Annotated in this window: 21 protein-coding genes; 13 read left to right on the forward strand and 8 right to left on the reverse strand. The window is 69.7% G+C overall.

Going from position 1 to position 25,045, the window contains the following annotated elements; all coding sequences use genetic code 11:
• Window position 1: 1 nt before the first annotated feature.
• Window positions 2-1,594 carry a carboxylesterase/lipase family protein gene (locus tag ACYVIP_RS13595; protein ID WP_460395902.1) on the forward strand — a complete coding sequence of 531 codons (1,593 nt, stop codon included), beginning with the start codon at window positions 2-4 and terminating at the stop codon, window positions 1,592-1,594.
• On the opposite strand, the gene ACYVIP_RS13600 is transcribed toward ACYVIP_RS13595, so the two are convergent.
• Window positions 1,591-4,503, reverse strand: a complete 2,913-nt coding sequence (locus ACYVIP_RS13600) for a tetratricopeptide repeat protein (RefSeq protein ID WP_460395904.1) — start codon at window positions 4,501-4,503, stop codon at window positions 1,591-1,593. The two genes, ACYVIP_RS13595 and ACYVIP_RS13600, sit on opposite strands and share 4 nt — an antisense overlap.
• A gap of 364 nt (window positions 4,504-4,867) precedes the next feature.
• Between ACYVIP_RS13600 and ACYVIP_RS13605 the strand changes: the two genes are divergently transcribed.
• Both ACYVIP_RS13605 and ACYVIP_RS13610 read left to right on the forward strand, forming a co-directional pair.
• A complete protein-coding gene (locus tag ACYVIP_RS13605; protein WP_460395906.1) occupies window positions 4,868-5,398 on the forward strand; it encodes a helix-turn-helix domain-containing protein in 531 nt (176 codons plus the stop codon).
• Between the two features lie 182 nt (window positions 5,399-5,580).
• Complete coding sequence (locus ACYVIP_RS13610; protein WP_460395908.1) at window positions 5,581-6,522, forward strand: hypothetical protein; 942 nt, start codon at window positions 5,581-5,583, stop codon at window positions 6,520-6,522.
• Between the two features lie 171 nt (window positions 6,523-6,693).
• On the opposite strand, the gene ACYVIP_RS13615 is transcribed toward ACYVIP_RS13610, so the two are convergent.
• On the reverse strand, window positions 6,694-6,900 hold the full coding sequence (locus ACYVIP_RS13615) for a hypothetical protein (RefSeq protein ID WP_460395910.1): 207 nt from the start codon (window positions 6,898-6,900) through the stop codon (window positions 6,694-6,696).
• A gap of 183 nt (window positions 6,901-7,083) precedes the next feature.
• Here ACYVIP_RS13615 and ACYVIP_RS13620 point away from each other — a divergent pair, with 183 nt between their 5' ends.
• Window positions 7,084-9,702, forward strand: a complete 2,619-nt coding sequence (locus ACYVIP_RS13620; RefSeq protein WP_460395912.1) for a tetratricopeptide repeat protein — start codon at window positions 7,084-7,086, stop codon at window positions 9,700-9,702.
• 17 nt (window positions 9,703-9,719) lie between these two features.
• On the opposite strand, the gene ACYVIP_RS13625 is transcribed toward ACYVIP_RS13620, so the two are convergent.
• The gene (locus ACYVIP_RS13625; RefSeq protein ID WP_460395914.1) at window positions 9,720-10,784 is read right to left on the reverse strand and encodes a ThiF family adenylyltransferase; all 1,065 of its coding nucleotides are present in this window, start codon (window positions 10,782-10,784) and stop codon (window positions 9,720-9,722) included.
• Window positions 10,785-10,837: 53 nt separating this feature from the next.
• A complete protein-coding gene (locus ACYVIP_RS13630) occupies window positions 10,838-11,017 on the reverse strand; it encodes a hypothetical protein (protein ID WP_460395916.1) in 180 nt (59 codons plus the stop codon).
• A 448-nt stretch (window positions 11,018-11,465) separates the two neighbouring features.
• On the opposite strand from ACYVIP_RS13630, the gene ACYVIP_RS13635 reads away from it, so the two are divergent.
• From ACYVIP_RS13635 to crcB (ACYVIP_RS13655), 5 genes are all read left to right on the forward strand, one after another.
• Window positions 11,466-11,939, forward strand: a complete 474-nt coding sequence (locus ACYVIP_RS13635) for a hypothetical protein (protein WP_460395918.1) — start codon at window positions 11,466-11,468, stop codon at window positions 11,937-11,939.
• 34 nt (window positions 11,940-11,973) lie between these two features.
• On the forward strand, window positions 11,974-12,567 hold the full coding sequence (locus ACYVIP_RS13640; RefSeq protein ID WP_460395920.1) for a TetR/AcrR family transcriptional regulator: 594 nt from the start codon (window positions 11,974-11,976) through the stop codon (window positions 12,565-12,567).
• Entirely contained in the window at window positions 12,564-13,379 is an 816-nt protein-coding gene (locus ACYVIP_RS13645; protein ID WP_460395922.1) for a maleylpyruvate isomerase family mycothiol-dependent enzyme, read from the forward strand. The genes ACYVIP_RS13640 and ACYVIP_RS13645 overlap by 4 nt, the downstream gene beginning before the upstream one ends.
• A gap of 89 nt (window positions 13,380-13,468) precedes the next feature.
• The gene (gene crcB / locus ACYVIP_RS13650; RefSeq protein ID WP_460395924.1) at window positions 13,469-13,936 is read left to right on the forward strand and encodes a fluoride efflux transporter CrcB; all 468 of its coding nucleotides are present in this window, start codon (window positions 13,469-13,471) and stop codon (window positions 13,934-13,936) included.
• Complete coding sequence (gene crcB, locus ACYVIP_RS13655) at window positions 13,933-14,295, forward strand: fluoride efflux transporter CrcB (RefSeq protein WP_460395926.1); 363 nt, start codon at window positions 13,933-13,935, stop codon at window positions 14,293-14,295. The genes crcB (ACYVIP_RS13650) and crcB (ACYVIP_RS13655) overlap by 4 nt, the downstream gene beginning before the upstream one ends.
• Before the next feature lie 10 nt (window positions 14,296-14,305).
• Here the strand turns inward: crcB (ACYVIP_RS13655) and ACYVIP_RS13660 are convergent, their stop codons facing one another.
• The gene (locus tag ACYVIP_RS13660) at window positions 14,306-17,410 is read right to left on the reverse strand and encodes a glycosyl hydrolase 115 family protein (protein WP_460395928.1); all 3,105 of its coding nucleotides are present in this window, start codon (window positions 17,408-17,410) and stop codon (window positions 14,306-14,308) included.
• A 162-nt stretch (window positions 17,411-17,572) separates the two neighbouring features.
• Window positions 17,573-17,749 carry a hypothetical protein gene (locus tag ACYVIP_RS13665; RefSeq protein WP_460395930.1) on the reverse strand — a complete coding sequence of 59 codons (177 nt, stop codon included), beginning with the start codon at window positions 17,747-17,749 and terminating at the stop codon, window positions 17,573-17,575.
• A gap of 246 nt (window positions 17,750-17,995) precedes the next feature.
• Between ACYVIP_RS13665 and ACYVIP_RS13670 the strand changes: the two genes are divergently transcribed.
• Both ACYVIP_RS13670 and ACYVIP_RS13675 read left to right on the forward strand, forming a co-directional pair.
• Window positions 17,996-18,574: a GTP-binding protein gene (locus tag ACYVIP_RS13670; protein WP_460395932.1), complete on the forward strand. Its 579-nt coding sequence runs from the start codon at window positions 17,996-17,998 to the stop codon at window positions 18,572-18,574.
• An 85-nt stretch (window positions 18,575-18,659) separates the two neighbouring features.
• Window positions 18,660-18,905: a hypothetical protein gene (locus tag ACYVIP_RS13675; protein ID WP_460395934.1), complete on the forward strand. Its 246-nt coding sequence runs from the start codon at window positions 18,660-18,662 to the stop codon at window positions 18,903-18,905.
• Window positions 18,906-18,917: 12 nt separating this feature from the next.
• Here the strand turns inward: ACYVIP_RS13675 and ACYVIP_RS13680 are convergent, their stop codons facing one another.
• Complete coding sequence (locus ACYVIP_RS13680) at window positions 18,918-21,566, reverse strand: P-loop NTPase fold protein (protein ID WP_460395936.1); 2,649 nt, start codon at window positions 21,564-21,566, stop codon at window positions 18,918-18,920.
• A 132-nt stretch (window positions 21,567-21,698) separates the two neighbouring features.
• Between ACYVIP_RS13680 and phoU the strand changes: the two genes are divergently transcribed.
• The gene (gene phoU / locus ACYVIP_RS13685; protein ID WP_460395938.1) at window positions 21,699-22,343 is read left to right on the forward strand and encodes a phosphate signaling complex protein PhoU; all 645 of its coding nucleotides are present in this window, start codon (window positions 21,699-21,701) and stop codon (window positions 22,341-22,343) included.
• 102 nt (window positions 22,344-22,445) lie between these two features.
• On the opposite strand, the gene ACYVIP_RS13690 is transcribed toward phoU, so the two are convergent.
• Complete coding sequence (locus ACYVIP_RS13690; RefSeq protein ID WP_460395940.1) at window positions 22,446-23,897, reverse strand: glycoside hydrolase family protein; 1,452 nt, start codon at window positions 23,895-23,897, stop codon at window positions 22,446-22,448.
• Between the two features lie 85 nt (window positions 23,898-23,982).
• On the opposite strand from ACYVIP_RS13690, the gene ACYVIP_RS13695 reads away from it, so the two are divergent.
• Window positions 23,983-24,822, forward strand: a complete 840-nt coding sequence (locus ACYVIP_RS13695; protein WP_460395942.1) for an SAM-dependent methyltransferase — start codon at window positions 23,983-23,985, stop codon at window positions 24,820-24,822.
• Window positions 24,823-25,045 lie beyond the last annotated feature (223 nt).

Here is a 25,045-nt window from a genome sequence, read left to right on the forward strand (position 1 = left end):
CATGGTGAGCCGGCTCCCGGTCGCCTGCGTGCTGGCGGTCGTGACAGCTGCCACGCTGCTCACCGGAGCGTCCACACCGGACGGTGACGTCGTCCGTACCGACACGGGTTCGGTGCGCGGTGTGGTCAACGCCGGCCACCGAGAGTTCCTCGGCATCCCGTATGCCGCCGCCCCGGTGGGGGCGTTGCGGTGGCGGCTGCCGCGGCCGCCACCGCCGTGGCGTGGTGTCCGGGACGCCTCCCGGCCTGGCGCCCGCTGCGCGCAGCACGCGTCGGTCACCGGGACACCAGCGAGCGCCGCCGAGGACTGCCTCTATCTGAACGTCACCGTGCCGGAATCGGCGAGCCCGCGCCGGCCAAAGGCGGTGATGGTCTGGTTGCACGGCGGTGGCTTCGTCGAGGGCGCGGGCAACGAGTACGACCCACGCCGGCTCGCGACTCAGGGCGACGTCGTGGTCGTGACCATCAACTACCGGCTCGGGATCTTCGGCAACCTCGGCCTGCCAGGGTTGGCCGGCTCCGGCGCGTTCGGACTCGCCGACCAACAGGCCGCGCTGCGCTGGGTCCGGAACAACGTGCGGGCATTCGGCGGCGATCCGGATGCCGTGACGATGTTCGGACAGTCCGCGGGTGCGCAGAGCATCTGCGCGCACCTCGCCTCGCCGACGGCGGCGCGCCTGTTCCAGCGTGCCATCATCCAGAGTTCGTTCTGCACCACGAACATCCCGGCCAACCTGCTCGCGCCTGGACTGCCCACCACCGCACCATGGGAGGGACCGCGCAGCCTCGCCGAGCGGGGCCTGCGCAGCGCGGCCGAACTCGGCTGCGCCGAGCCGGCCACCGCGGTCGCGTGCCTGCGTCGCTTGCCAGCGGACCGACTGATGTCGGAGTTCGGGCAGTTCGCGGGACTGGCCCACGGCAGCCGGATCCTGCCCGATGACCCCGTCCAGGTGCTGCTGGCCGGCCGGACGCATCGCGTGCCGGTGCTGTCGGGCACCACCCGGGACGAGACCACGTTCATCCAGGCACTCCACGACCTCGGCGGGCGACCGTTGACCGCGCAGGACTATCGGCGCTACGTCCAGGAGGCGTTCGGCGCCGACGCCAGCCGCGTGCTGGAGGTCTACCCGGCCGGCCGGCACGAGCCGGCCAGTCGCACCTGGGCGCGGGTGACCACGGACAGTTCCCTCGCCTGCCCGACGCTGGCGCGCAACCGGTTGTTCGCCCGGCACGTGCCGACCTACGGCTACGAGTTCGCCGATCGGTCCGCGCCGCCGACCCTGCCGGCGGTCGGCTACCCCTACGGCGCGTATCACTCGGCTGACGCGCTCTACCTGTTCGACCTGCGCGCGGGGCAGGTGTCCCCGGAGCTCTCCCCCGCACAGTCGAGGCTCGCCAACACGATGATCGAGTACTGGGCGGATTTCGCGCGCACCGGGACGCCAGGGGACCATGCGCGGCCCGACTGGCGGCAGGTGCGGCCGCGCGATCCGGTGCCGTTCACGCTGTCACTGGCACCGGGACCGGGTGGCATCCGGCCGGTTGACCTCGCACGGGACCACCAGTGCCACTTCTGGTCGACCGTGACGCGCTAGTCGTGGATCGGTGGTGGTGTCGCCGTCTTCTGGCGAATCGCGGCGGCGCGGGAGGTGTTGCCGATGCTCTCGTAGAGGTCCGCGGCGTGTTGCCAACTCTGTGCGGCTGTCGGCTCGCCGACGGCATGCTGGATGTCGCCGTACACGTTCTGCGCGTGTGCCTCGGTGGTGGTGTTGTGCGTGTGCCGCGCCATGTCGATCGCACGCAGAATGTATTTCGTCGCGGCTTCGACGTCCGTTAGCTCATGGTGTATCTCGGCCAACGCGACACACGCCGAGGACATGATGGCGAGGTCCGGGATCGGCATCGCCTCGACGAGATGCAGCGCCTGCTCGCAGTTCGCCACCGCGACCAGGTAGTCGCCGCGATCACGACACACTGACCCGGTCTCGACCATGGCACTGGCCTTGGCCGACTCGTCGCCGATCCGCTGGGCGTGAAACTGGCTCTGATGCAAGTGAATCAGCGCCTGGTCGTACTCCTTCATGGCCCGGAACACCTCGGCGATCTGACAGTGCGCCCAGCACAGCGCCTCGCTGTCCTGGGCGTCCTGGGCTATGTCCAGGCAGCGCTGCTGAAACTTCAGCGCACCGGCCAGGTTCCCGCGCATCAGTTCCAGCTTGCTCAGATGATGCAGGGTGGACGCCTGCCCACGCTGACTGCCGTCCGCTTCGACAAGACGTAGGGCCGCTTCGAGACTGTCGCGCGCGTCGTCAAGTTCTCCCAACACGTTCTGCACCATGCCAAGACCGACCAGGGTCGACGCCTCACCGATGCGATGTCCGGCAGCTCTTGCCGAACCGACCGAGATCTGACGCACGGTACGACTGTCGTCGTAATAGCCTTGCCGGTCGAGAAAGGTGCCCACGGCGTCGGTCAGCCGCCAGGCATGTTCGTGGCAGCCCTCCGCCACCGCGAGGTGTATGGCGGCCACCAGGTTCACGCGTTCCCGATCGAACCAGGTGCGCGCGTTGTCGCCAACAGCCAGGATGACGGGGTCGTCGCCGGCCACCGTCGGCAGTTCGTCCGCTGTGAGACTCGCCGGGTAGAGCGTGCGATGCGCCCGCCAGGCATTCGCGAGATAGTGATCGAACAACCGATACCGCGTCAGCTGCCGAGTATCCGGTGATTCGTCCTCCGCCGCCCGATGCCGGGCGAACTCGCGGATCAGGTCATGGAATCGGTACCGATCGTAGGTGTCGGGTTGTTCCAGCAGATGCGCCGCGACCAGAATGCGGAGACTTCGCCTGACCGCCGTCTCCTGGCGGCCGTCACAGGCGCGGATCGCGTCCTCGCCGATGTCCGGCCCCGGGTTGAGGCTCAGCAGCCGGAACAGTCGTTGCTCTGGCGCCGCCAACGCGCGATACGACAGGAAGAATGTCTCCGCGGTGGCCGAGCCGTCACCGTCCTCCCCGATCTCGGTCAGCAGCTGCCGATGATCGAGCTGCCGGGCGAAGTCGGCGACCTGGGCAGCCGGCCGACTGGAGATGTGCTGGGCGAGAACGGTGATCACCAGCGGCAGGCCGTCACACAACGTCGCCAATCGCGTCCGGTCGTCGGTGCCGATCTGGTGGCGGTCACCGAGCAGGGCCGACAGCAGCTCGGTCGCCTCGTCGGCGTTCATCCGGTCGACATGGATACGGCGCACACCCGTGGCGGTGCTCAGCCCGGTGAGCTGCTGTCGGCTGGTGATGACGATGGCGCAGCTGGGTAGCAGCGCCACCAGATCCCTGACATGGGCCGTGCTGCGCGCGTTGTCCAGCACGACCAGCGCCGGCCGATTCGCCAGCAGGCGTTGCAGGAGGAGTTCCTTGGCCCGGGGACGCAGCTCGTCCGTCGGCGGACAACCGAGCGCGATGAGGAACCCGTCGACCACCGCGGACTGCGTTATCCGAGCGCTGTCCGAGAACCCGTTCAGGTTGATGAAGAGATCGCCACCGGGGAAACGGTGCCGCACCTGGTGTCCCCACCGGACCGCCAACGCCGTCTTTCCCACGCCGGCCATGCCGTCGATAACCAGCACACCGCTGGTGTGGTCGAAATTTCGCAGAGCGGCGTCAAGTTCGCCCAGCAGCCGATCCCGGCCCACGAAGTCTCGGATGTCATGGGGCAACTGGTGGGGCACGGTCGGCTCCGCGAAAATGGGCGACGTGGCCGTTGTCGACTGATGTCGTAGCTTCTCGTGATGTTCGCGCAGGCTTTCCGCCGACTGGTCGTCGACGTTCTCCCGGAACTTCTTCCGCATTCCCAGGTAGTAGGCGTCCCCGTCGGAATAGCGCGCCAGGCCGTGCAGGGTCGACAGGCGCAGTTTCGCCGACGTGACATCGTCCTCGTGGTCGGCCCGGAGGGCGTCGAGTCGCGCGAGGGCGTCGTGGAACTCGCCGAGCGCGACCAGCGCCTCGATGAGGATCACGTTGGCCGGGACCCACTCGTCCCGCAGCACCCGAAGACGCCAGTCCTGTGCCAGTCGGCTTTCCAGGTCATCCAGGCCTCGGCCGCGCCACAGGTCAAGGGCTTGTCCGGCATACCTGACGGTGTCGTGATGTGCATGCGCGCGGGCGTGTTCCCGTGCACGGACCACGAGCGTCCGGAAACGGTGATAGTCGATCAATGACCGATCGAGATCAAGTCGGTAGCACCCGTTCTCGGCATGCAGTTCGGGCGGTTTCGCCAATTGTCGCAGCGACCGGCGAATACGCGCCGCGTAGGTATGGAAAGTGGCCGCCGGGTGCTGCGGAGTGGCTGCCGCCTCCGGCCAGACCCAGGCGACCAGGGTCTCGACCGGCAGCGCCCGACCGGGGTGCAGAAGTAACGTCGCCAACATCGCCCGCAGCCGTGGTGACCCCCAATTCTCGTCGAGATCGCCGTCGATACGTAAGGCAGTTTTGCCAAGGATCCCAAAGATCACCACAGCACCACCTCGTTGCCGGACCCTCGTGTGTTTTCGAGTCTGCCGGCAGCAACAAGATCAATCGTCGTGTCTCATGTTCTGAGACACGCTCGTTATCTCATCAAGGAAATTTGACAGATTTCCCGACACGCCATGTCTGCTTTCTGTCCCGTTATCGCCCGGTGGCCCGCGCGCGACCCGACCTAAGCAACGGCGAACACGCTCCGTCCCGGCCGGCACGACCAGCATCACATCAGGTGATGGTGTGACTTTCGGACAAACTGGATGAATAATCAGGTGGGCCCTTGACCAGGACGGGTGAGACCTGGAGTAACGGATACGTTCTCAGCCGTTCCGACGACAACTTCTGGGGAGAGGTGACATGTTGAACGACGACACCGACCACGCCCCTGCGGATCCGACCGATCAGGCGATCGTCCGAGCCATCGGCGAGGAGCTCCGCCGAGCCAGAGGCAGCGCCGGCTGGTCACGCCCTGAACTGATCAAACGCATGAAGACTCCGGTACCGGTAAACACCCTGGCCGGCTACGAGCAGGGAATCAGAGCATGTCCAACCGCGCGACTGGTTGAGATATGTCTGGCGCTCGACATCAACGTCACCGAACTGCTCGGTCTCGCGCTTCAACGACTTGAGATCAACCTGGAGAGATCCGGTGTTCAGATTGATCTTCACAAAATCCTCAGTGACGAGCGCGAAGAACTGCGCCCATTGCGCCGATGGGCCAAGAACAGAATCAAGGCGGATGTAACCACGACCGACCCAGGAGAGCCGGCCGTGGTACGCCTACCATGGGCCGTGGTGACCGAGATGGCCATTTTCTGCGGGATATCCCGCAGAAAACTGCTGAACTATATCCGAGACTTCACGCCGGGATCAGCAGTTCGACCCTAACCTCCACCGGGCGTCCAGCCGGGTGATGATCTCGGCGACGAGGATTCCCGCGCGACACCAACTGGGTGCACGCGGCCGCGGGTCGAAAACCCTTGGCGACGTTGGCAACCCGTCCCGTGCTTGGGCGTCCTGGATGCTAGAGGGCTGGGGAGTTCCCGTCTGTTGAACGTGGAGGAGAAGCTGTGCGTACTCGTTTCAGATATGCGTTAGTGGCCGGGCTGGTCGGCCTGATCGTGCCCGCGATGGTCGGTCAGGCCACGGCCGCGCCGGTGGCCGCGGCGCCGATATCCTGGCGGATGATCGACCTCGGAGCCGGTGACGACAGCGTGGCCCGGGCGATCAACGACCACGGTCACGTGATCGGTACCAGGGGCGACGGTGAGGCGTTCCTGTGGCGGGATGGCCAGCTCACCGACCTCGGCGGGTTCACGCCGACCGATATCAACAACCATGACCAGGTCGTGGGGCACCGGCGGGATGGGGAGAACCTGCATGCCGTGCTGTGGCAAGCCGGCACCCTGACCGACCTCGGCACGCTGCCAGGCGATCAGTCCAGCTCCGCGACGGCCGTCAACGACCGCACCGAGATTGTCGGTTGGAGTGGCGTCGACGCGAGCGGTCCCGGCCGTGCCTTCCATTGGCGGGACGGCGTGCTGACTCAGCTTGGCAACGCCCCCGGCCAGGCCAATGACATCAACGACCGCGGGCAGATCGTCGGCGACGTGAACGGTGTCGCCGTCCAGTGGTCGCACGGCACGGAGTCGTCGCTGACCACGACATCATCGGCCGCCCAAGCGGTCAACCAACAGGGCACGACCGCCGGTATGCACTGGGGATCGTCAGGAAGTGCAAGTTTTGTGTGGCAGCGGGGCAGGTTCACCGTGATCCCGCCGCCGGCCGAGGAGTTCGCGTTCCTCCAGGCCTACGGCATCAACGACGACACGCAGGTCGTCGGCACCAGCAGTAACGGCGCCTTTGTCTGGGAGCGTGGCACGACCACCCTCCTGCCCGCCCTCACCCGGGCCTCCGGCGCCTACGACATCAACGAACATGGCGCGATCGCCGGCGAGAACCCGACCACCACAGAAGGCCTGGTGCCACACGCGGTGATCTGGACCCGATGACCTGAGACACGGACGGGTCTTTTCGGCGGTAGCACGAGAAAGCACCACCAACTCGCCTACCGAGCCGGAAAGACCCGTCCGTCGCCTGCGCGGAAGTCGTCAAACCCGGGATTCCCGTCACGGCTGGCACATTTATTTGGCAGACCTTGTTCGGCGGTCATCGACTCAGACTCAGTGGAACGGAAACAGCAGCCCTTGAACGGCGCCAGCCGCGGGAGCGGTCACCACGAACATCACGGCCAGCGTCGTGGCGGTAACTACTGCTCGAACAAAACCCCTGAACAAGATCACTCCCTCGGCGAAAACTGTGATTTCCTGTACTGCGTGGGGATAACCGCTGGTCAACCCTGATGTGCTGGCGAGCAAAACGATCAGCAATCAGCTCTCTGAGTCAGCCAAACAACCCACTGTGTCAGACCTTACCCCACCGGCGAGCTCGCCGGATCACAGGTCCAGCGGACTGTCGTTGCTGTGCGCGAAGCGGACCGGCGTGACCCGAGCGGCGTATAGTGAGCCACCTTGGTCATGGCTTCTGTGAGGTCCAAGGTGAGTTCACCCGCCGTGCACCGAACCATCATCCTGGTGGACATAGAAGGGTTCGGCGATCGGCGGCGGACCAATCCGCATCAGGTCGCCGTTCGGCGGGGGTTGTACCGGATTCTGCGCGAGGCGTTCGACCGGTCGCGGATCTCCTGGGAAGAATGTGACCACGAGGATCGCGGGGACGGCGTGTTCGTGCTCGCCGCGGCTCCCAAATATCTGTTCGTGGACGTGCTGCCCTACGAGCTGGCAAAAAAAATACGCCAGCACAACAGCCACCACACCGAACAGGAGCAAATCCGGTTACGCGTCGCGGTCCACGCGGGCGAGGTCGTCTACGACGAGCACGGCGTCACCGGCACCTCGATCAACCTGGCGTTCCGACTCCTGGAAGCGGCGGTGTTCAAACGCGCCCTGGCCACCTCACCGGGACTACTCGCGGTGATCGTGTCGCAGTGGTTCTTCGAGGAGGTCGTGCGGCAGAGCACGACCTCCGACGCCGGCAGGTACCGCCGGGTCACCGTCGCGCACAAGGAGACCAGGACGACCGGCTGGGTCCACCTCCCCGACCACCCCACCGCCCAACTCACCCCGGTCGGCCAACTCGCCGACCACGACGAGCCGATCCCCCGGCAGCTTCCCCCCGCACTGCGGGACTTCGTCGGCCGCGAGAACCACCTCGCGGTCCTGGACGCCCTCGTGCGGGCGGCGGACCAGCCCAACCCCGGTGCGCTGGTCATCGCGGCACTGACCGGCACCGCGGGCGTGGGGAAGACGACCCTGGCCGTGCACTGGGCACACCGGATCCAGCACCGGTTCCCCGACGGCACCCTGTTCGTCAACCTGCGCGGCTTCGGCCCCAGCACACCCCGCACCCCGAGCCTGGTCCTGACGTCGTTCCTGCGCGTACTCGGCGTGGCCGAACGACGCATTCCCGCCGACCTCGACTCCCAGGTCGGCCTCTACCGGTCGCTGCTGGCGGACCGCCAGGTCCTGATCGTGTTGGACAACGCCGCCACCCCCGAGCAGGTTCGCCCGCTGCTCCCCGGCGCCGCCGGCTGTGCGGTGCTGGTCACCAGCCGCGCCGACCTGACCGGGCTGGTCGTCGCCGAGTCCGCCCACCGCGTCCCGGTCGACCTGTTCACCGAGGCCGAGGCCACCGCCCTGCTCCACGGCGTCATCGGGAACGACCTGGACACCACCGACCCGAACACGGTCAGCGCACTCATCGCGGCCTGCGCGCGGCTGCCGCTGGCGCTGCGGGTGGCCGCCGCCCGGATCGCCGCGCGCCCGGCCGGCATCGCCGAGATCATCGACGGCATGACCAGCGACCAGGACCCACTCACCGCCCTGAGCAGCACCGGCGACGCGCACAGCGCGGTGCGGATGGTCTTCGACTGGTCCTACGCGCGCCTGTCCGCCGACCACGCCCAGGCCTTTCGCCGCCTTGGCCTGCATCTGGGACCGCGGTTCAGCGTGCCGGCCGCCGCCACCCTCGCCGGCGTCGACACCGCGACCATGTACCGGCAGTTGGCCTATCTCGCCGACATGCACCTGGTCACGGCCACCGGTGACCAGCACTACCGGATGCACGACCTGCTGCACGCCTACGCGGCCCACCGGGCCGAACTCGACGAGCCGGCCGACGTCCGGCGGAAAGCGGTGACCGACCTGCTCACCTGGTATGCCAGCACCGCCGTCGCCGCCGACCGGCTGATCTTTCCCGGGCTGGTGCACGTGGCGGTCGACCTGGCCCCGACCGGCGACGGGCCGTGGCTCGCCGATCGCGCCCAGGCGCTGCTGTGGATGAACACCGAGCGGGCCAACCTGGCGGCGGCCCTGCGCGCCGCCGTCCAGCACCGGGTGTATCCGATCGCCATCGCCATCGCCGGGACCGCGCGCTTCCTCTCGCTCCGGGAACGGCCACTGTGGACTCTTCGGCTGGAGGCGGAAACCCTCGGTCTGGTCGCCGCGCGGGCCGGCCACGACCGCGCGGCGGAAGCGCTGCTGCTGAGCTTTCGCGGCGACACCAACGCCGACCTCGGTCAGCTCGCGGCGGCGGAGGCCGACTTCACCGCCGTGCTCGCGGTGGGTCGGGACCTTGGCGACCCGCGTCAGCAACGGGTGGCGCTGGCCGGGCTCGGTCAGGTCCGGCTGCGCCAGGACCGGTACCTGGACGCTCGGGACTTCTTCACCCAGGCGCTACCACTCGCCGCCGAACTCGGCGACCTGAGAGGACAGGCCGTGGCACACGCCAACCTCAGCCGGATCAACGTCCACCTCGGACGCTTCGGGTCCGCGCTCACCCATGCCGAGCGGGAACTGCTGCTGCGTCGCCAGACCGACGACCACGTTGGCGAGGCCTACGCGCTGCACGATCTGGCGACGGCACGGCAGGGCCTCGGCGACCACGAGGCCGCCGTCGACCTGGTGGAGCAGGCGGTCGCGTTGTACCGGGCCCTCGACGGCACCGATCGGTACATCGCGACCGCGCTCCAGGTCGCGGCGACCTCCCTCGAACACACCGGTGACCTCCCTCGCGCGGGGCGGTGTCTTGCCGAGGCGTCGCGGATCCTGTTCGTACACGGCGATCCCCAGGCGGACCTGGTGCTGGAGTGGCTGCACCGGATCGAGGCCTGAGCGGGTGATCGACCGCGTCAACGACCGGTTCGGCCGCAGGCGGGACAGTCGGGAACCGCGGCCGGCGGGCCGACGGCGACACTGTCCTGCAGGGTGACGAGGTTGAAACCGAACTGGCAGTTGGTCCGCAGCGCGGGCACACCGGTGATCAGGCTCATCACCGCGTGCGCGGCCAACAACCCGGTGACATTCGCCGACACCGCGTTGGCCGCCTGCACCCGAGTGCTGCCCGCCCCCGCCCACAGGGGGCGCGGCGGTCTCCCCAGCCGCCGGTTCCGCACGGCCGTGCGGGCGCACTCGTAGCACGGGCCACCCGGCCGATACAGGCCGACGCCGACCTGCGGGCCGTGATAGCCGGCGCACACCCACGAGGTGCCGGTCGCGAGGCACACCCGGTTGACCCAGTCACGCACCTGGCGCGGCTGATCGGCGGCGAGCAGCAGGACGTCACTGCCCGCCACCAGTTCCCGCACCGCGTCCGGTCCGTCGACCGTGCGCTGCTCGCCGGTGACGGTGACCGCGGAGTTGTACGTCCGCAACCGATCCGTCGCCGCGGCCACCTTCGACCGGCCGACATCCTGTTCGGTGAACAGGAGCTGACGGTTGAGGTTGGACAGTTCCACGACGTCACCGTCGACGCAGTGCACGTGTCCGACCCCGGAGATCGTCAGGGCCAGCGCACCCGCCCCGCCGACCCCGCCCAGCCCGAGCACCACGACCCGCGCCCGGCGCAGGCGCGACTGCGCGTCCCGGCTGGTGCCGAGCGGGGTGCGGTCCATCCACGCCAACAGCGCGAGGCCACGCCCGTACCGCTCCTGCTCGGCCGCGCTCAGTTCCGCCGGCGGTGGCGCGCCGGCGTCCTCCACATAGCCTGCCTGGACGAGATCGTCGATGGCCGAGCGCACCTCGTCGGCTGACCTGGCGGGAAACACGGTGATTAGTTCCGCGATCGCCTGGTCGGTCGTGCGGGAACCGTCGAGAATTCCCAGCAGCGCCCAGATCCAGCCGTCCGGGTCGTGGACATCGGTGGCGATGCCGTGGACAACGCCACCGATCCGGATTCGACCGGTGTCATATCGCATCGGGCGATGCGCGTACTTGATCCGAGGTCGACGCATGACAGCCCCCATTCCCCCTAACTGTACTGGTCCGGATTGCAGAGAGCGGCCTCCCGCCCGACCGGATAGAACCTGAGCACCGTCCCCACGGTCGCCTCGGTCAGCGGCGGCGGGAAATGCGGCGGCGGCGCGGTCTCGGTCGGCTGGCCGAGCGCGGCACAACATCGGCGCCCATCGCCTGCGCTGTGATTGAACATCAGAACACCCCCAATTCCGGCCCACAGTGGTCCGGTGGGCACAGTATGAAAGCCAGTACGGTCAACACCCTGTCAGCCGGCGGCACGACGAGTCAGCGGCAAGGCGCCGGACCGTCGGTGAACCGGAGTCAGGTGCTCGGGTTTTCCCGGCGATAAACGGCCAGACTTTCGGATACCTGTCAGCCGAAAAACACCGATATATTTCCCTGCCAGCACCCCAGGATGGATCTCATGATAAGCAGGTGCGCGCGGCACTGACAATGTTCAACCGGTGACTAAAATTCGAACCTCCGGCCGGCGCGGACGTGAACCATCGGCCGAATTCGACCGAAGTTCTGGGAGTTTCCGATCGGAATCCGTCGATCCTGACGGCCGACGGCCGGCGTTCTTCGGTTCGAAGGAACACCGGCGGGACCGGTCCCGAAAACCCCGCACTAGCCTGGCGGCCATGACGTGGACCAGGCGCCTGACCAGCGCCCTGCTCGTCCTGGTCGCCGTGTCCGGCTGTGTCAGCCGGACCGGCGGCACGGACGGCACGCCGGTGCCCGGCGACCGGGAACCAGAACAGGCGCCGCCCACCGCCGCGGACGGCTCGGACGTCTCCGCCTGCGCCGACGGCGACTGCGAGGTCCTGCTCGAGGACAGCCAGACCATCCCGGTGCCCGACGGCACCCTCACCATCACTCTCGTCGGCGACAACCGGGTCGAGTACGAGGTGAGCATCGCCGGCGGCGGCAGCAGCGGCTCGACCGAGGGCAACTGCGTGTCCACGTTCACCCTCGACGGCACCGGCAGCGGCTCGGTCTGCGCCGCGGGCGGCGGACCGGCACTGGAGCCGGACCCGGGGCCTGGCGAGCTGGCGATGGTGGTGACCGGCCAGGACATCGGCACACCGATACTGCTGCTGGCGATCGGCTCTTGACTGACCAGTCAACTCGCCACTAGTTTCCCTCCCCATGGAGACCCGTGACCGGATCGTCCGGTCGGCGGCGAAGCTGTTTCTCACCCGCAGCTACCGCTCGGTGGGCATCGCTGATCTGTGCACCGCCGCCGACGTGCGCAAGGGCAGCTTCTACCACTTCTTCCCGTCGAAGACCGACCTCGCCAAGGCGGTCGTCGACCTGCACGCCGGGGAGTTGCTCCGCCGGCTCGACGCCACCGCGACCGGCGACCCGGCCGCCCGGCTGCTCGCGGTCGCCGACGCGATCGGCGAGATCCACGACGCGTTCCAGCGCCGGTTCGGCCGCGTCGTCGGCTGCCCGTTCGGCAACCTCGCCGCCGAACTGTCCACAACGGACGACGAGCTGCGCGCGCACGTCGCCGGTGTGTTCGCCACCTGGGCGGCCACCCTGGCGACCATGTGCCACGACGCCGCGGCGCACGGCGCGCTGCGCGCCGGCGTCGACCCCGACCAGCTCGCGCACATGATCCTGGCGCAGATCCAGGGACTCATCCTGCTGGCGAAGGTCACCGACGCGCCCGCCGCCGACATCCCGACCGGGCTGCGCGCGCTGATCGCCGTCAACCTCCTGGAAGGTGCCCCGACATGACGCTCGACCAGCACACCGTCATCCCGACCCTGATCGCCGAGTGGGCGGCGATCGACGAGCTGCTCGGCTCGCTGCGCCCCGAGCAGTGGGCCACGCCGACCGCGCTGCCCGGCTGGTCGGTCCAGGACAACGTCGCGCACATCATCGGCACCGAGTGTTTCCTCGGCGGCCAGGAGACTCCGGCCAGCGACGTCGACATCCGCGCGCTGCCCCACGTGCACAACGACATCGGCGCGGCGAACGAGGCCTGGGTGCGCAGCCTGCGCGCCGACCACCCCGACCAGGTGCTCGACCGGTTCCGCGAGATCACCGCCAGCCAGGGCAAACGGTTGACCGCCCTGACTCCGGCCGAGTACGACGCGCCGTCGTGGACGCCGGCGGGCAACCGGACCTACGGCCGGTTCATGCGGATCCGGCTGTTCGACTGCTGGATGCACGAGCAGGACATCCGCGAGGCCCTCGGCATCCCCGGCCACGACAGCGGTCCGTGCGCGCGGCTCGCGCTGACCGAGATCGCCACCTACCTCGGGCTGCTGATCGGCAAACGGGCCGCCGCCCCGGACGGCTCCTCGGTCACCATCGAGCTGACCGGGCCAGAGCCCGTCACCTGGCACGTGGCCGTCGACGGGCGGGCCAGGGTGGTCGACCAGCTGCCCGGCCCGGCGACCACCACGCTGCGCCTGGACTCCACGCTGTTCACCCGGCTGGCCGGCGGCCGGGTCCCGGTCGGCGACCGCCTCGGGGACATCGCCATCGCCGGCGACACGGACCTCGGCCGCCAGGTCGCCCACGCACTACCCTTCACCATCTAGCCGTTCGGCCCTGGCCGCGATGCCCTGAATGAGGCATTGGCGACGTTCAACGTCCCGAATGAGGCATTCAGGGCAGGTGGGGAGGTGGCGTGCGCGGGGACCGTGAGCCTGTCGACCCGGACGTCGATCTGGGCATCGCCGACCAGCGGCGGGAGTTGGCGCACCACCATCCCTCGGTGCTCGGTGCGGTGGCCGTCGGTGGCGGGCTCGGGGCGCTCGCCCGTTACTGGCTCACCCAGCTGCTGCCGACCCCGCCGGGACAGCTGCCGTGGAGCACCCTGCTCACCAACGTGCTCGGCTGCCTGCTGATCGGGGTGCTGATGGTGCTGATCACCGAGGTGCGCACCGCCCACCGCCTCGTGCGCCCGTTCCTCGGCGTCGGCGTGCTCGGCGGGTTCACCACGTTCTCCACCTACGCCGTGGAGATCCGTGAGCTGCTGGCGCCCGGCACGGTCGGCGTCGCGGTCGGCTACCTCGCCGCCACCCTGGCCGGCGCGCTGCTCGCCGTGGTCGTCGGGGTCCGGGTCACCCGCGCGCTGGCCGGGGTCCGGCGGTGACCGCGCTGCTGGTGTTCCTCGGCGGCATGGTCGGCGCGCCGCTGCGGTACCTGGTCGACCGGTGGGTGCAGTCCCGCCACGACAGCCGCCTCCCGCTGGGCACGTTGACCGTCAACATCGTCGGCTGTCTCGTGCTCGGCGCGCTGACCGGCGCCGCCGTGGCCGACCCGGTGCTCGCGCTGGTCGGCACCGGGCTGTGTGGCGCGCTGACCACCTACAGCACGTTCGGCTACGAGACCGTGCGCCTGGCCGAGACCGGCGCCTACGGCCACGCCTGCGCCAACGTCGCCCTCAGCGTGGGCGCCGGGCTGGGCGCGGCGCTGGTCGCCAACCTCGCGACCAGCGCCGTACTGGGCTAGCGCCCGACAGCTACCGGCCGACGTGGTGGCTCTCGGGTGGACCGAGGTAGCTCGGCGCGAGACCACCGGTGTCCACCACGATCTTCTGCACGACCACCGTCGGGTCGACCAGCCACACCTTCAGCACGTGCTCACCGGGTGTGGCCACCACGTGCGTGGTGGCCGTGCGGTTGACGTTGTCGGAGGTGTTGCGCTCCCACTGGCGGTTCATGCTGGTGTCGTCCGCGCCGGTGGCCGTAGTGACGTTCACCCGCTGCGGCGCCGCCCCGTCGACCGACACCGCGTAGCTCAGCCCGTCGGTCGGGTGCACGTTGTTCCTCGGCGACACGTACACCCACACGGTGACCGGACCGGTGGTGGTCAGGTTCATCGTGTACTCCAGCCGGGGGCTCGCCCCGCCCGGCTCCTGGCGGGGCGCGGTCACCGGGTTCGCCCGCATGCCGTCGGAGTCCCGGCCGATGCCCGGGATGCGCAGCCAGCCGACCCCGTCACCGCCGACGACCCGGCTCGCGTGCTCGGCGAGCATCGACACGTACCCGTTGGCCTCGACGAAACCCCGCTTCGGCGCGTGCCGGGGGTTGTCGACCACGGCGGTGACCTCGACGGTCGCGCCGCCGGGTCCGGTGACCGTGATCGGCACCCTGGTCGTGCCGGCGGGCGCGCGCCGCCAGTCGACCCGCACCCGCGCGCGGACCTCCTGGTCGACGGTCCCCCGGTTCGGGGTGACCGTCAGCCACGGCCGCGCGGACTCGATCCGGTAGGCGAACGGGTCGGCGCCCCGGTTGAACACCTCCAGGTACTGCCCCGGCTGGCTCTGGTACGGGCTGAACGTCGGCAGCACGGCCGGCTCGGAGGCCGCCGGCCACCAGGTGTCCGCGCCGTCGATCGCGACGCCCATGTCCGCGCCGGCTGGCAGCTCGATCCGTCGCACGGCGGGGAAGACCTCGTCCGGCAGGGCCACGTCGTCCAGCTCCGGCTGCTGCCACGGCGCGTTCGGGCCGTACCGCTCGATGTCGCCGTAGCCGATCTTGGGCTGGGTCTGGAACCCGCGCCACTTCCCGTCCGCCAGCTCGTTGTTGTAGTAGTCGTTCATGGCCTGGTCGATGTCGAACAGCCGGTCGGTCAGCTCGGCGTGGTCGTTGGTCGCCGCCCGACCCTGTGCGGCGTACCGGAGATTGGTGAACTCCGCCTGCCGCAACGCGTACAGGTTCGCCGAGGCCAGCACCGGGTAGCCGACGAGCTGGTAGTAGGCGTCCTGATAGGACTCCGGGAGCCGGTCGCGGACCCGTTCCGCCCGCGCGGCGAGGTGTTGCCACTGTTCGGTGACCCGCGCCAGTTCACGGTAGTGCTCGAGGTGGAACGGGGTCTGCTCGTCGTCGTAGGTGATCGTGCCGTCCGCCGCGATGGTGATCCGCCGGTTGAGCAGTTCCGGCTTGCGCCGGGACTGCAGGTGGCCGTAGGTGTTGAGCACCTCGGCGATGTCCGCCGCGTGCGCCTGGCCGAAGTTCTGCGCGGCGTACCGCCGCTCCCACTCCGGCAGCTTCGACAGCGGCCACGCGTCCGGATTCCAGGCGTAGTCGAGGAAGAACTGCGTCGGCAGCTCCTCGTTCTTGAGGTCGCCGACGTTGACCACCCACAGCCGGTCCACGCCGTACTCGTAGCTGGTGCTCAGCTGCTCCCAGGTGTTGGCCAGGTTCGTGGTGTCGACCCACTTGTAGTTGCGCCCGCCGCCGACGTAGTCGAAGTGGTAGTACATGCCGTAGCCGCCTGCCCGCGCCGGCAGGCTGGGGTCGGGCAGCTTGCGCATGTTGCCCCAGTTGTCGTCGGTGAACACCACGGTCACGTCGTCCGGGGCGCGCAAACCCTTGTCCCAGTACCGTTGGACCTCCTTGTAGAGGGTCCACACCTGCGGGGTCTCCGCCGGGTCGCGGCCGGTGGTCTCCTCGATGATCCGCCGCTCACTGGCGATGATCTCCTGCATCAGCTCGATGCCGTCGCCGTCGGGCAGGCTGACGTCGCCGTTGCCGCGCATGCCGAGGGTGACCACGCCCTCGAACTCCTCCTCGGTCATCCGCCTGATCCCGTCGCGCCAGTAGGCCTTGATCGCGTCGGCGTTGCGGCGGAAGCTCCACTCCCCCGTACCGCCATAGGGATCGTGCCCGGGGGTGACGATGTTGCCGTCCTGGTCGCGGACCGCGGGCACCGCGTGCCGGTTCCACTCCTCGATCCCGCGCATCATCGGCGCCTCGTGCGAGGTGCCCATGACCACGCCGTACTCGGTCGCGGTGGCGTGGTTGTCCGGGTCGTCCTCGGCGAACGCGCGCCCCCACACCGCCGGCCACAGGTAGTTCGCCTTGAGCCGCAACATGGTCTCGAAGATCCTGGCGTGGAAGTCGGCGTTGAACCCGCCGGGATGGCCGGGGGCCTTGCCCGGTCCGAAGTACTGCGGCGCCCAGGTGCCCAGCGCCGGGTTCTCGTCGTTGAGGAAGAAGCCGCGGTACTTCACCGCAGGCGTGCCCTGGGTGTGCCGCCCTGGCAACACGTGCAGTTCGGCGGCGCGGCGGACCGGCACGTCGTCCCACCAGTGCCACGGGGAGACGCCGATGACCTTGGACACGTCGTAGGCGCCGAAGATCGTGCCGCGCTGGTCGCTGCCGGCGATGACGAAGGCCCGCGCGACCCCGGGCAGCGGGTCGCGCACGACCTGCTGCAGGGAGGTCTCCCACTTGCCGGCGATCCCGCTGACGTCGAGCTTTCCGGCCGCCACCAACCCGTCGATGAGCGTGCTGTGGCCGATGGTGCCGACGAGCACCGGCTCGCTGCCCGAGGGCACGGTGTCCCTGACGTGCTCCGGACGCACGCCGGTGACCCGTTCGATGTCGGTCACCAGGTCGCCGGCGACCCGCCGCACGCCGGCGTGGTCGTCGGTGGCGACCACGACCGGCGCCGCCTTTCGCTTGGCTACCAGGGGAAACGAACCTGGCCGGGGCGCGGTGACCACATAGGACTCTGGCGAGGGCCCGGTCGGTTGGCCGGCTGGCTGGCTGGTGGCGGTGGCCGGCGCCGCGGTCGTCAGCACGAGGACCGCGACCAGTAGCCGGACGGGCATCATCATGTCGATCTCCGTTGATCGCAGCCGAAAGTTTCGGTCATATTTCGCAACGGAGCTACGATATCTGGCCGTCCGGCCGGAATCCAGGGTACGGAGTGCTTATGCACGGGGGATCAGCCAGACCGGCCGTCCCGAAAATTTCGGAACGACCGGCAGCCTGCCGGGCTATCGCCGGTACGGGTCGCCGCCGGACCAGGACGGATCCGGTGTCGGGGTCGGCGGCAGCGGGTCCGGGCCGGGCGGGAGCGGCGGCTGCGGCGGGTCGGGGGCCGGCCGCGACGGATCGGTCGGCCCTGGCGTCGGCGGGATCGGGTCCGGGGTGGGCGGTGTAGGTGTGGTCATGTCGCGCGGGTGCCCGCACCGGCGGCGACCGAAACCCCGGGAAATTCCCCGCTTTCTCGCTGGAGTGCGGAATGACCGAATGACCTACGCGGGCGGTAATCAGACCGTTGGGCCAAATGGTGTAGTCGGCCGGCTCGGTCAGGGAATTCACCACTCGATCAGGTGACCTTTCTTGACACTATCCGTGAATTTCCGATTGGGTCCGAAACCGTAATTCCGGTTACGAAAGGGTCCTCGGTGGACTACATGCACGACCGGACTGGGATCACGGCGGCCAAGATAGTGGTCGCCGGGGGTTTCGGGGTGGGCAAGACCACGTTCATCGCTTCGGTGTCGGAGATCGCACCGCTGCGTTCCGAGGCGACGATCACCGCCGCCAGTATCGGCATCGACGACATCGAGGCGATACCTGACAAACAGTCCACCACCGTCGCCATGGACTTCGGGCGCATCCAGCTCGGACCTGACCTGATGCTCTACGTGTTCGGCACCCCGGGCCAGCACCGGTTCTGGTTCATGTGGGACGACATCGTGCGCGGCGCGATCGCGGCGGTCGTGCTCATCGACACCCGCAGACTGGCCGACTGCTTCGCCGCGATCGACTTCTTCGAGGCTCGCCGGGTCCCGTTCCTGGTCGCGGTGAACAACTTCGACGGCGCGCACCGCTTCCGGGAGGAGGACATCCGCGACGCGCTCGCGTTGCCGGACGAGATCGCCGTGGTCGACTGCGACGCGCGTTCCCCCGCCTCCACCCGCCAGGTGCTGATCACCGCCAGCGCGTACGCGCTGTCCCTGACCGGGCCCGGCGACAATCACCCTACGTAGTCCAGCACTGGAGGTGTGCTCGACGTCTGCCGGGGGTATCCAGCTGATCGTCTGGTCCCCCGAAACGTAGGCGAGGTCGAGTGCGATGAACCGTGAACCCGACGGCGGTCCGGCGAGCGGGTCGATGGTCACTTTCCTGCTCCGCGACGGAGACGGCGAGCGATTCAGCGTCGGGGAGGTCATCGGCCCGGTCGAGCAGGACCCCCAGACCGGCGAGACCTGGATCGGCGTGCGGATCGGGCACGCCGCGCCGGACCGCGCGCTGAGCCTGATCCCGCTGACCGCCGTGCTCAACATCGCCCCGCCCGGGGACCAGAACCGGGCGGCCTGACCGGGACAACCGTCAGCCGGACAACACGTAGGAGAACCGCCGAACTCTCGGCACCCACAGGTGAAAGGTCCGTAACGAGGTCGTGCCCAGCCGGGGCAGGACCTCGCCAAGCGCCGCGTGCAGCCGACGCCAGCGTGCGACCTCCCCGGCGGCCAGCGCGCCGACCACCCGGTTGTGCCAGCCGTCGGCCAGCCACCGGGGCTCCAGATCGGCGACGAACTCACCGAGACCGCTGTCCTGGTCCCGGTGCAGCAGCCCGCCGGCGAGCCCGGTCGGCTCGTCTGGCGGAGTGTCCAACGCCCGCGCCAGCAGGGTCGCGTGCGCGGTCAGCAGGCCGAGCAGCACGACCACCGCCTCGTACTCCCCCGGCTCCTCCGCCGTGCCGAGGAAGCGGGACGCCGGTGACAGGTCACGCGTCGCGCGCACCATGCGATACAGGTTCATCAGCCGCTTGGCCGCGCGCGGCGAGTCGACCATCGAGTCCAATGTGGACAGCAAGGCCAGCTCCGGCTCGGTCAGCGGCCGTGGCGGGGTCGGCCGGTAGGTGGCCAGCTCCGCGCCCGGCTCGATCTGGATCTCCGGCGCCGGAACCGAGCCCTGCCCGGAAACGGGCGCCGGCTCCGCACCCGCCGGCTCCTCGACCGCGTCGACCATCGACCGCAACAGCTCGCTCAGGCTGCCCTGGGTCATTCCGGGGAGTACCAACGGAATGTTGAGGATCTTCTCCAGGTAGTCCGCCGGCGTCGCCTGCCAGTCGCCCGGCCGCGGTTCGAAGATCTCGTGGTGACAGCTGGCCAGCGAGCGCAGCAGCCACCTCGGGTCCACCCCGACGACCACGACGAACAACTCCATCGCCAGCAGCAGGTGCACCGCCTGCAGCACGTCGACGACCTGGCGCGGGCTACAGCGGTCGAGGTCGTCGATGTACAGCACGATGCGGTCGATCGGCGGCTGGTCGTCCTCCCCCGGATGGTCGCGCCAGTCGGTCAGCAACGTGACCAGCTGCTCGAAGTCCTTGCGGATGGTGGAGATCAGCCCGAGGTTGCCGGCGTAGGCCTCGCCGTGCGCGCGCTCGGCGAGGAACGAGTACAGCCGGTGTCCCGGCGCGAGCTCGGTCAGCCGCCTGCCGAGCTCGCCGACCCGCACGACCGCCTCGTCCAGCGCCGCCTCGGCGATCCGCTGCTCGGTCTCGGTCCGGCGCAGCGCGACCACCTGCTCCCGCTGCTCGGCCGGCAGCCGCGCCACCAACGCCCGCAGCCCGCGCAGCCCGGCCCTGGCGCCGGCCATCCAGGCCACCCCGGCACCGGCCACCGCCGTGGCGACCGCGCCGATCCCGGCCAGCCACTCCCGCCACGCCGGCAGCGCCACGATGCCGAAGGCCACCGCGACCGCGACCACCGCCGCCACCGCCAGCACCAGCCGGCCGCGCCGGTCCTTCGGCGCGCGGCGCAGCGCGTCGGCCTCGGCGAGGGTGCCCCGCAGCTGCTCGCCGAGCAGCTCGCCCTGCTCGTGCTCGTCGGTGACGCCCATCCTGGCCCAGTGCGCCGCCGCCCCGGGCAGCGAGCGCAACAGGCCTTTCGCGCCCGCCTGCTGGCTCGCGGCCGCGTCGTCGGCCCGCGCGCGCAGCTCGACCGCCTCCCGCCGGGCGCGGTCGGCGGCGTCGGCCAGCTCCTGGCGCTGGTCGAGGACCTTGGTCAGCTCCGCGCGCAACCGCTCTCTTCGGTGGGGCGCCGAGGAGTCCGGGCCGGCGAGGTGGCCGAAGATGTGGTCGCCGAGGCTGGCCCACAGGTTGCTGTCCGCGTAGTGCCAGGCGTTGAAGCCGATCTGTTCGATGGTCGCGCAGTACCGGTCGGCGCCCGACCCGGCCAGCTCGGCCACCCGGTGGCGCAGCAGGCCCATGAAGTAGCTCTTGCCGGAGCCCCATGCGCCGAACACGCCGATCGACAGCGGCGGCGGGGTGTTCCGGTCGGCGATCACGGTGGCCAGCATCGACACGTACGGCGCGACGCCGAGCCGGTCGGCCGACAGCGGGATGCCCCGGTTCGGGGGCACCAGGTCGCTGGACACCCCGCCGGCGAGCTGCGGCTCCTCCGCGTGCCGCCACCAGGCCTCGACGATGGCCCGCTCGGTCCGCGCGTCGTTGCAGAGGAAGACCACGTCGCGCAGATGTCGTGGCGGGTCGGGAAAGGCCGTCGACAGCTCGCCGACCACCGCCTCGGCCGCCTCGTCGACCGGGAAGCCGAGCGCGCCGGTGCCCATCAGCGGCATGCCGAGCGCGGACACCTCGGCCCGGTCGGCCGCCCTGGCGCTGGCCACGGTGGCCGTGACGATCCCGCGCAGCTCGGTCGCCGACGCCGACAGCGGGTTGTGCACCGAGGACAGCACCGCGAGCCGCAGCGGGTCGCCAGGCAGCGGGAGCAGCCGCGCGGTGCCGGGGGTGACCTCCCGAAGCGGCACGGAACCCCAGTCCGCGTCGGGAAAACGCCGCTGCACGGCCAGGCCGAGATCGCCAAGGATCGTGCCGACCGACACCACGATCCCGTCGATGCCCAGCGTCCACGGCTGGGACGTGCGCGCCACCCAGAAGCCGAGACCGCCGGCCTCACCGAGCCGGACGCCGAGCGGGGACCGGCCCGACGTCGGGGCATTCGCCGCGTTCATGGCCCGGTTCTACCCCATCCGCGAGTCGCCGTCCGCTGGTGGGAGCCTGGAAACGGCAAGCGCCGGTTGCCGCTTTTAGGGTAACCTGACCTGTCCAACAGGTGAACAACAAGTGAACGAGGAGGCAATGAGATGCGAGCGGCCTTTCAGACTGACCTGGACGAGCTCCGTGACCAACTGGGCGACATGGGCGAACAGGCCGCACGAGCCATCCGCGTCGCGACCAGAGCCCTGCTGACCAGCGACGGTGAACTGGCCGCCACGGTGATGGCCGACGACGCCGAGCTCGACGCCGCGCGCGACCGCTGCGACGAGACGGGCCAGCGCCTGCTCGCGCTGCAGGCCCCCGTCGCCGGCGACCTGCGGCTGGTGATGACCGCCGTGCACTGCGCGGACAAGATCGAACGGATGGGCGACCTCGCCGCGCACGTGGCGGACACCGCGCGGATCCGATTCCCCGAATGCGCGGTGCCCGCCGAGCTGACCGGCGCGTTCACCGAGCTCGGCACGATCGCCGCCGGCATGGCCGACCGGCTCGTCGAGCTGATCCGCCAGCCGGGCCAGGGCGGCTTCGCGGAGCTGAACGAGACCGACCAGGCCGTCGACGCCCGGCACGCCGCCGTGCTGGCCGCGATCACCGATCCCGGCTGGCCGCACGGCATCCCGTGCGCGACCTCGCTCGCGCTGCTGGCCAGGTACTACGAGCGCTTCGCCGACCAGACCGTGTCTGTCGCCAAGCGACTCGACTTCGTGGTCACCGGCGTACTCGCAGCCTGAACCCGCTACCGCGCAGACCGCACGAGAAACTGTGTCTGTCGCCAAGCGACTCGACTTCGTGGTCACCGGCGTACTCGCGGCCTGAACCCGCTACCTGAGCCGCTACCGCGCCGACTGCACGATGAAGTCGCCGTGGCCGCCGTAGCCGAGCACCGGCTCGGCGAACTGCGTGCCGTCGAACGTGAGCAGCCGCCAGCCGCCGCGGTACGGCACGATCATCGGATGCGGGATGTTCGTGCCGTAGGGGGCGTCCAGCGTGCCGAGCAGGCGCATCCCCAGGTCGTACACCGGGTACTCACGGGCGTCCCCGTCCGAGGCCAGCACGTACCAGCGTGACCCGAACCGCTGGATGATCGTGCCCTCCGTCTGGCCGACCGACAGGTCCGCGCCGACCAGCTCCAGACCATCGTCGTGGGCGGCGCCGCGGGGGCCGGCGGCGAGCGCGGGGTGGAACACGAACGACGGCTGCTGGGTCGGGCTCTCCACGAACGCCACGTGCCAGCGGCCGTCGATCCTGGTCAGCGCCGGGTCCCAGGAGCTGACCGAGGTCGGCAGCGGCAGCGGCTCGCTCGCCAGCACGTGCACCCCGGACAGCACGTCGGCGGTGGTGGTGAGGTGCCGGATGTGCACCCCGGAGCCGTCGAAGTCGCCCCAGGAGGAGTTCGCGAGGATGAACCGGTCCCCGTCCAGGACGATCTGCCCGGCGTGGTCGCCGAGCACCACGTCGTCGCGGGCGAAGAACAGGTTCGCGACCTGCTCCAGCTTGGCCGGGTCGGCCAGGTCGACGGTCCACACGCCCCAGTGCGCCTGCTGGAAGAAGCCGAGCCCGGCGTTGGTGAGCGTCAGGTAGAGCTTGCCGTCGCGGATGAGCGGCCGGCCGTCCGCGTGCTGCACCACGTGCGGGTCCCGCACGCCCGCCTGGCCGTAGTAGCCGGCCCGGACCCGGCCGAGCGTGACCGAGTCCCGGCCGCCGTAGGCGTAGCCGAGCCGGCCGAGCACCCGAGGGTCGCGCAGGTCGATCAGCGCGCGGACCTCGGCCCGCGCGGACAGCAGCGGCTGCCAACCGGCACCGGTCTCGGCGAGCACGGTCACCGCGTTCTCGTTGACCACGACCGCGAACCGGAACGGCGCGGTCAGCCCGGCCGCGGCGGCGGCGACGGTCGTGGTGGTCCCCTCGACGGTGACCTCGATGCTCGCCTGCCCGTCGGCGTAGGCGCCGAGCACCGACACCCCGTCGCCGGCGAGCCCGGCAAGCACGGTGCCCGACAGCGACCCCACCTCGACCTCGACGGTGCCGTAGGGCGCCCGCGGCCCGTGGTCGGTGACCACCAGCGAGTCGCGCGCGGCCGGGGGCGCCACGGCGGTGTCGTACTGGACGAAACCCGGCGCGATCAACGCGAACGGGCGGTGCTGGTGGGTGGTGGTGAACCGGAGGTCGAGCGGGTTGGGCGGGCTGGGCGGGGTGGCCGACGCGGGGTGCTGGCCGGCGAGTGCCGCCGCGCCTGCCACGCCGAGACCGGAGAGCAGGGTACGTCGATCGATGGGGTGGACCACGGATTTCCCCTCCTGGATCAGGCTGTGCGGGTGAGCCTGGACGGCGGAGTGACCACCGTCTGAATGCTCCGGTAACGTACCGAAAGTGAGCCGGGACGCACAGCTACCACCGGTGGCGGTGATTGACCAGGGCAAGCCAAGCGCCGCCCGGGTGTATGACTGTTTCCTTGGCGGCAAGGACAACTACGAGGTCGATCGACAGGTCTTCCGGCAGATCAACGCGGTCGCCCCGGAGATGTGCCAGCTCGCCCGTGCCAACCGCTACTGGCTGCTGCGGGTCACCCGGTTCCTCGCCGGAGCCGCGGGCATCGACCAGTTCCTCGACCTCGGCGCCGGGCTGCCAACCGAGGAGAACACCCACCAGGCGGCGCAGCGGATGAACCGCCGGGCACGCGTGGTCTACGTGGACAACGACCCGGTGGTCGCGGCCAGGGGCCGGGCGCTGCTGGAGGAGAACGACCGCACCCGCCTGGTGTTGGCCGACCTCACCCGGCCGGAGGAGATCTTCGGCGATCCGGCGATCACCAGCCTGCTCGACCTCACCCGCCCGGTCGGGCTGCTGCACAGCGCCACCATGCCGCACGTGGCCGACAGCGAGGATCCGTGGCGGATCATCGGCCGTTACGTCGAGTTACTGCCGAGGGGTTCCTATCTGGCGCTGAGCCATTTCCACGACCCGCGCGACGGCGGCGAGGGCAGCCTGCTGGCGACCGTGCTCGAGGACGCCTTCGTCAACGGCGCCATGGGGTCTGGCTACTTCCGCACCCGCGAGGAGATCGAGCGGATGTTCACCGGGCTCCACCTGGTCGAGCCGGGGGTCACCCAACTCGGTGACTGGTGGCCGGACGGCCCGCAGATCACCGGTTACCGCGCGGCGGACCTGGTCGCACTCGGTGGTGTCGGGCGGAAATCACCCACCAGGTGACTTGATGTCCACAAAGGACTGTCCATAGTAGAGGTTTAAGCCCGCCGGCCGGTTGCTGGGGGGTCGCACCCGGCCGGCGGTGGTCGCCGGAGCGACAACTGAGGTCACGTCGGCAGTGCTTCTGGGGGGAGTCACACTGCCGGAACACCCCATTCGTCCTGGCTCAGGCAGCGACCAACCAGTACAACGGCGGCGGGTCCCGTTCCGTTCCCGCCCCAGCGTG

This window comes from Actinophytocola sediminis, assembly GCF_054779715.1.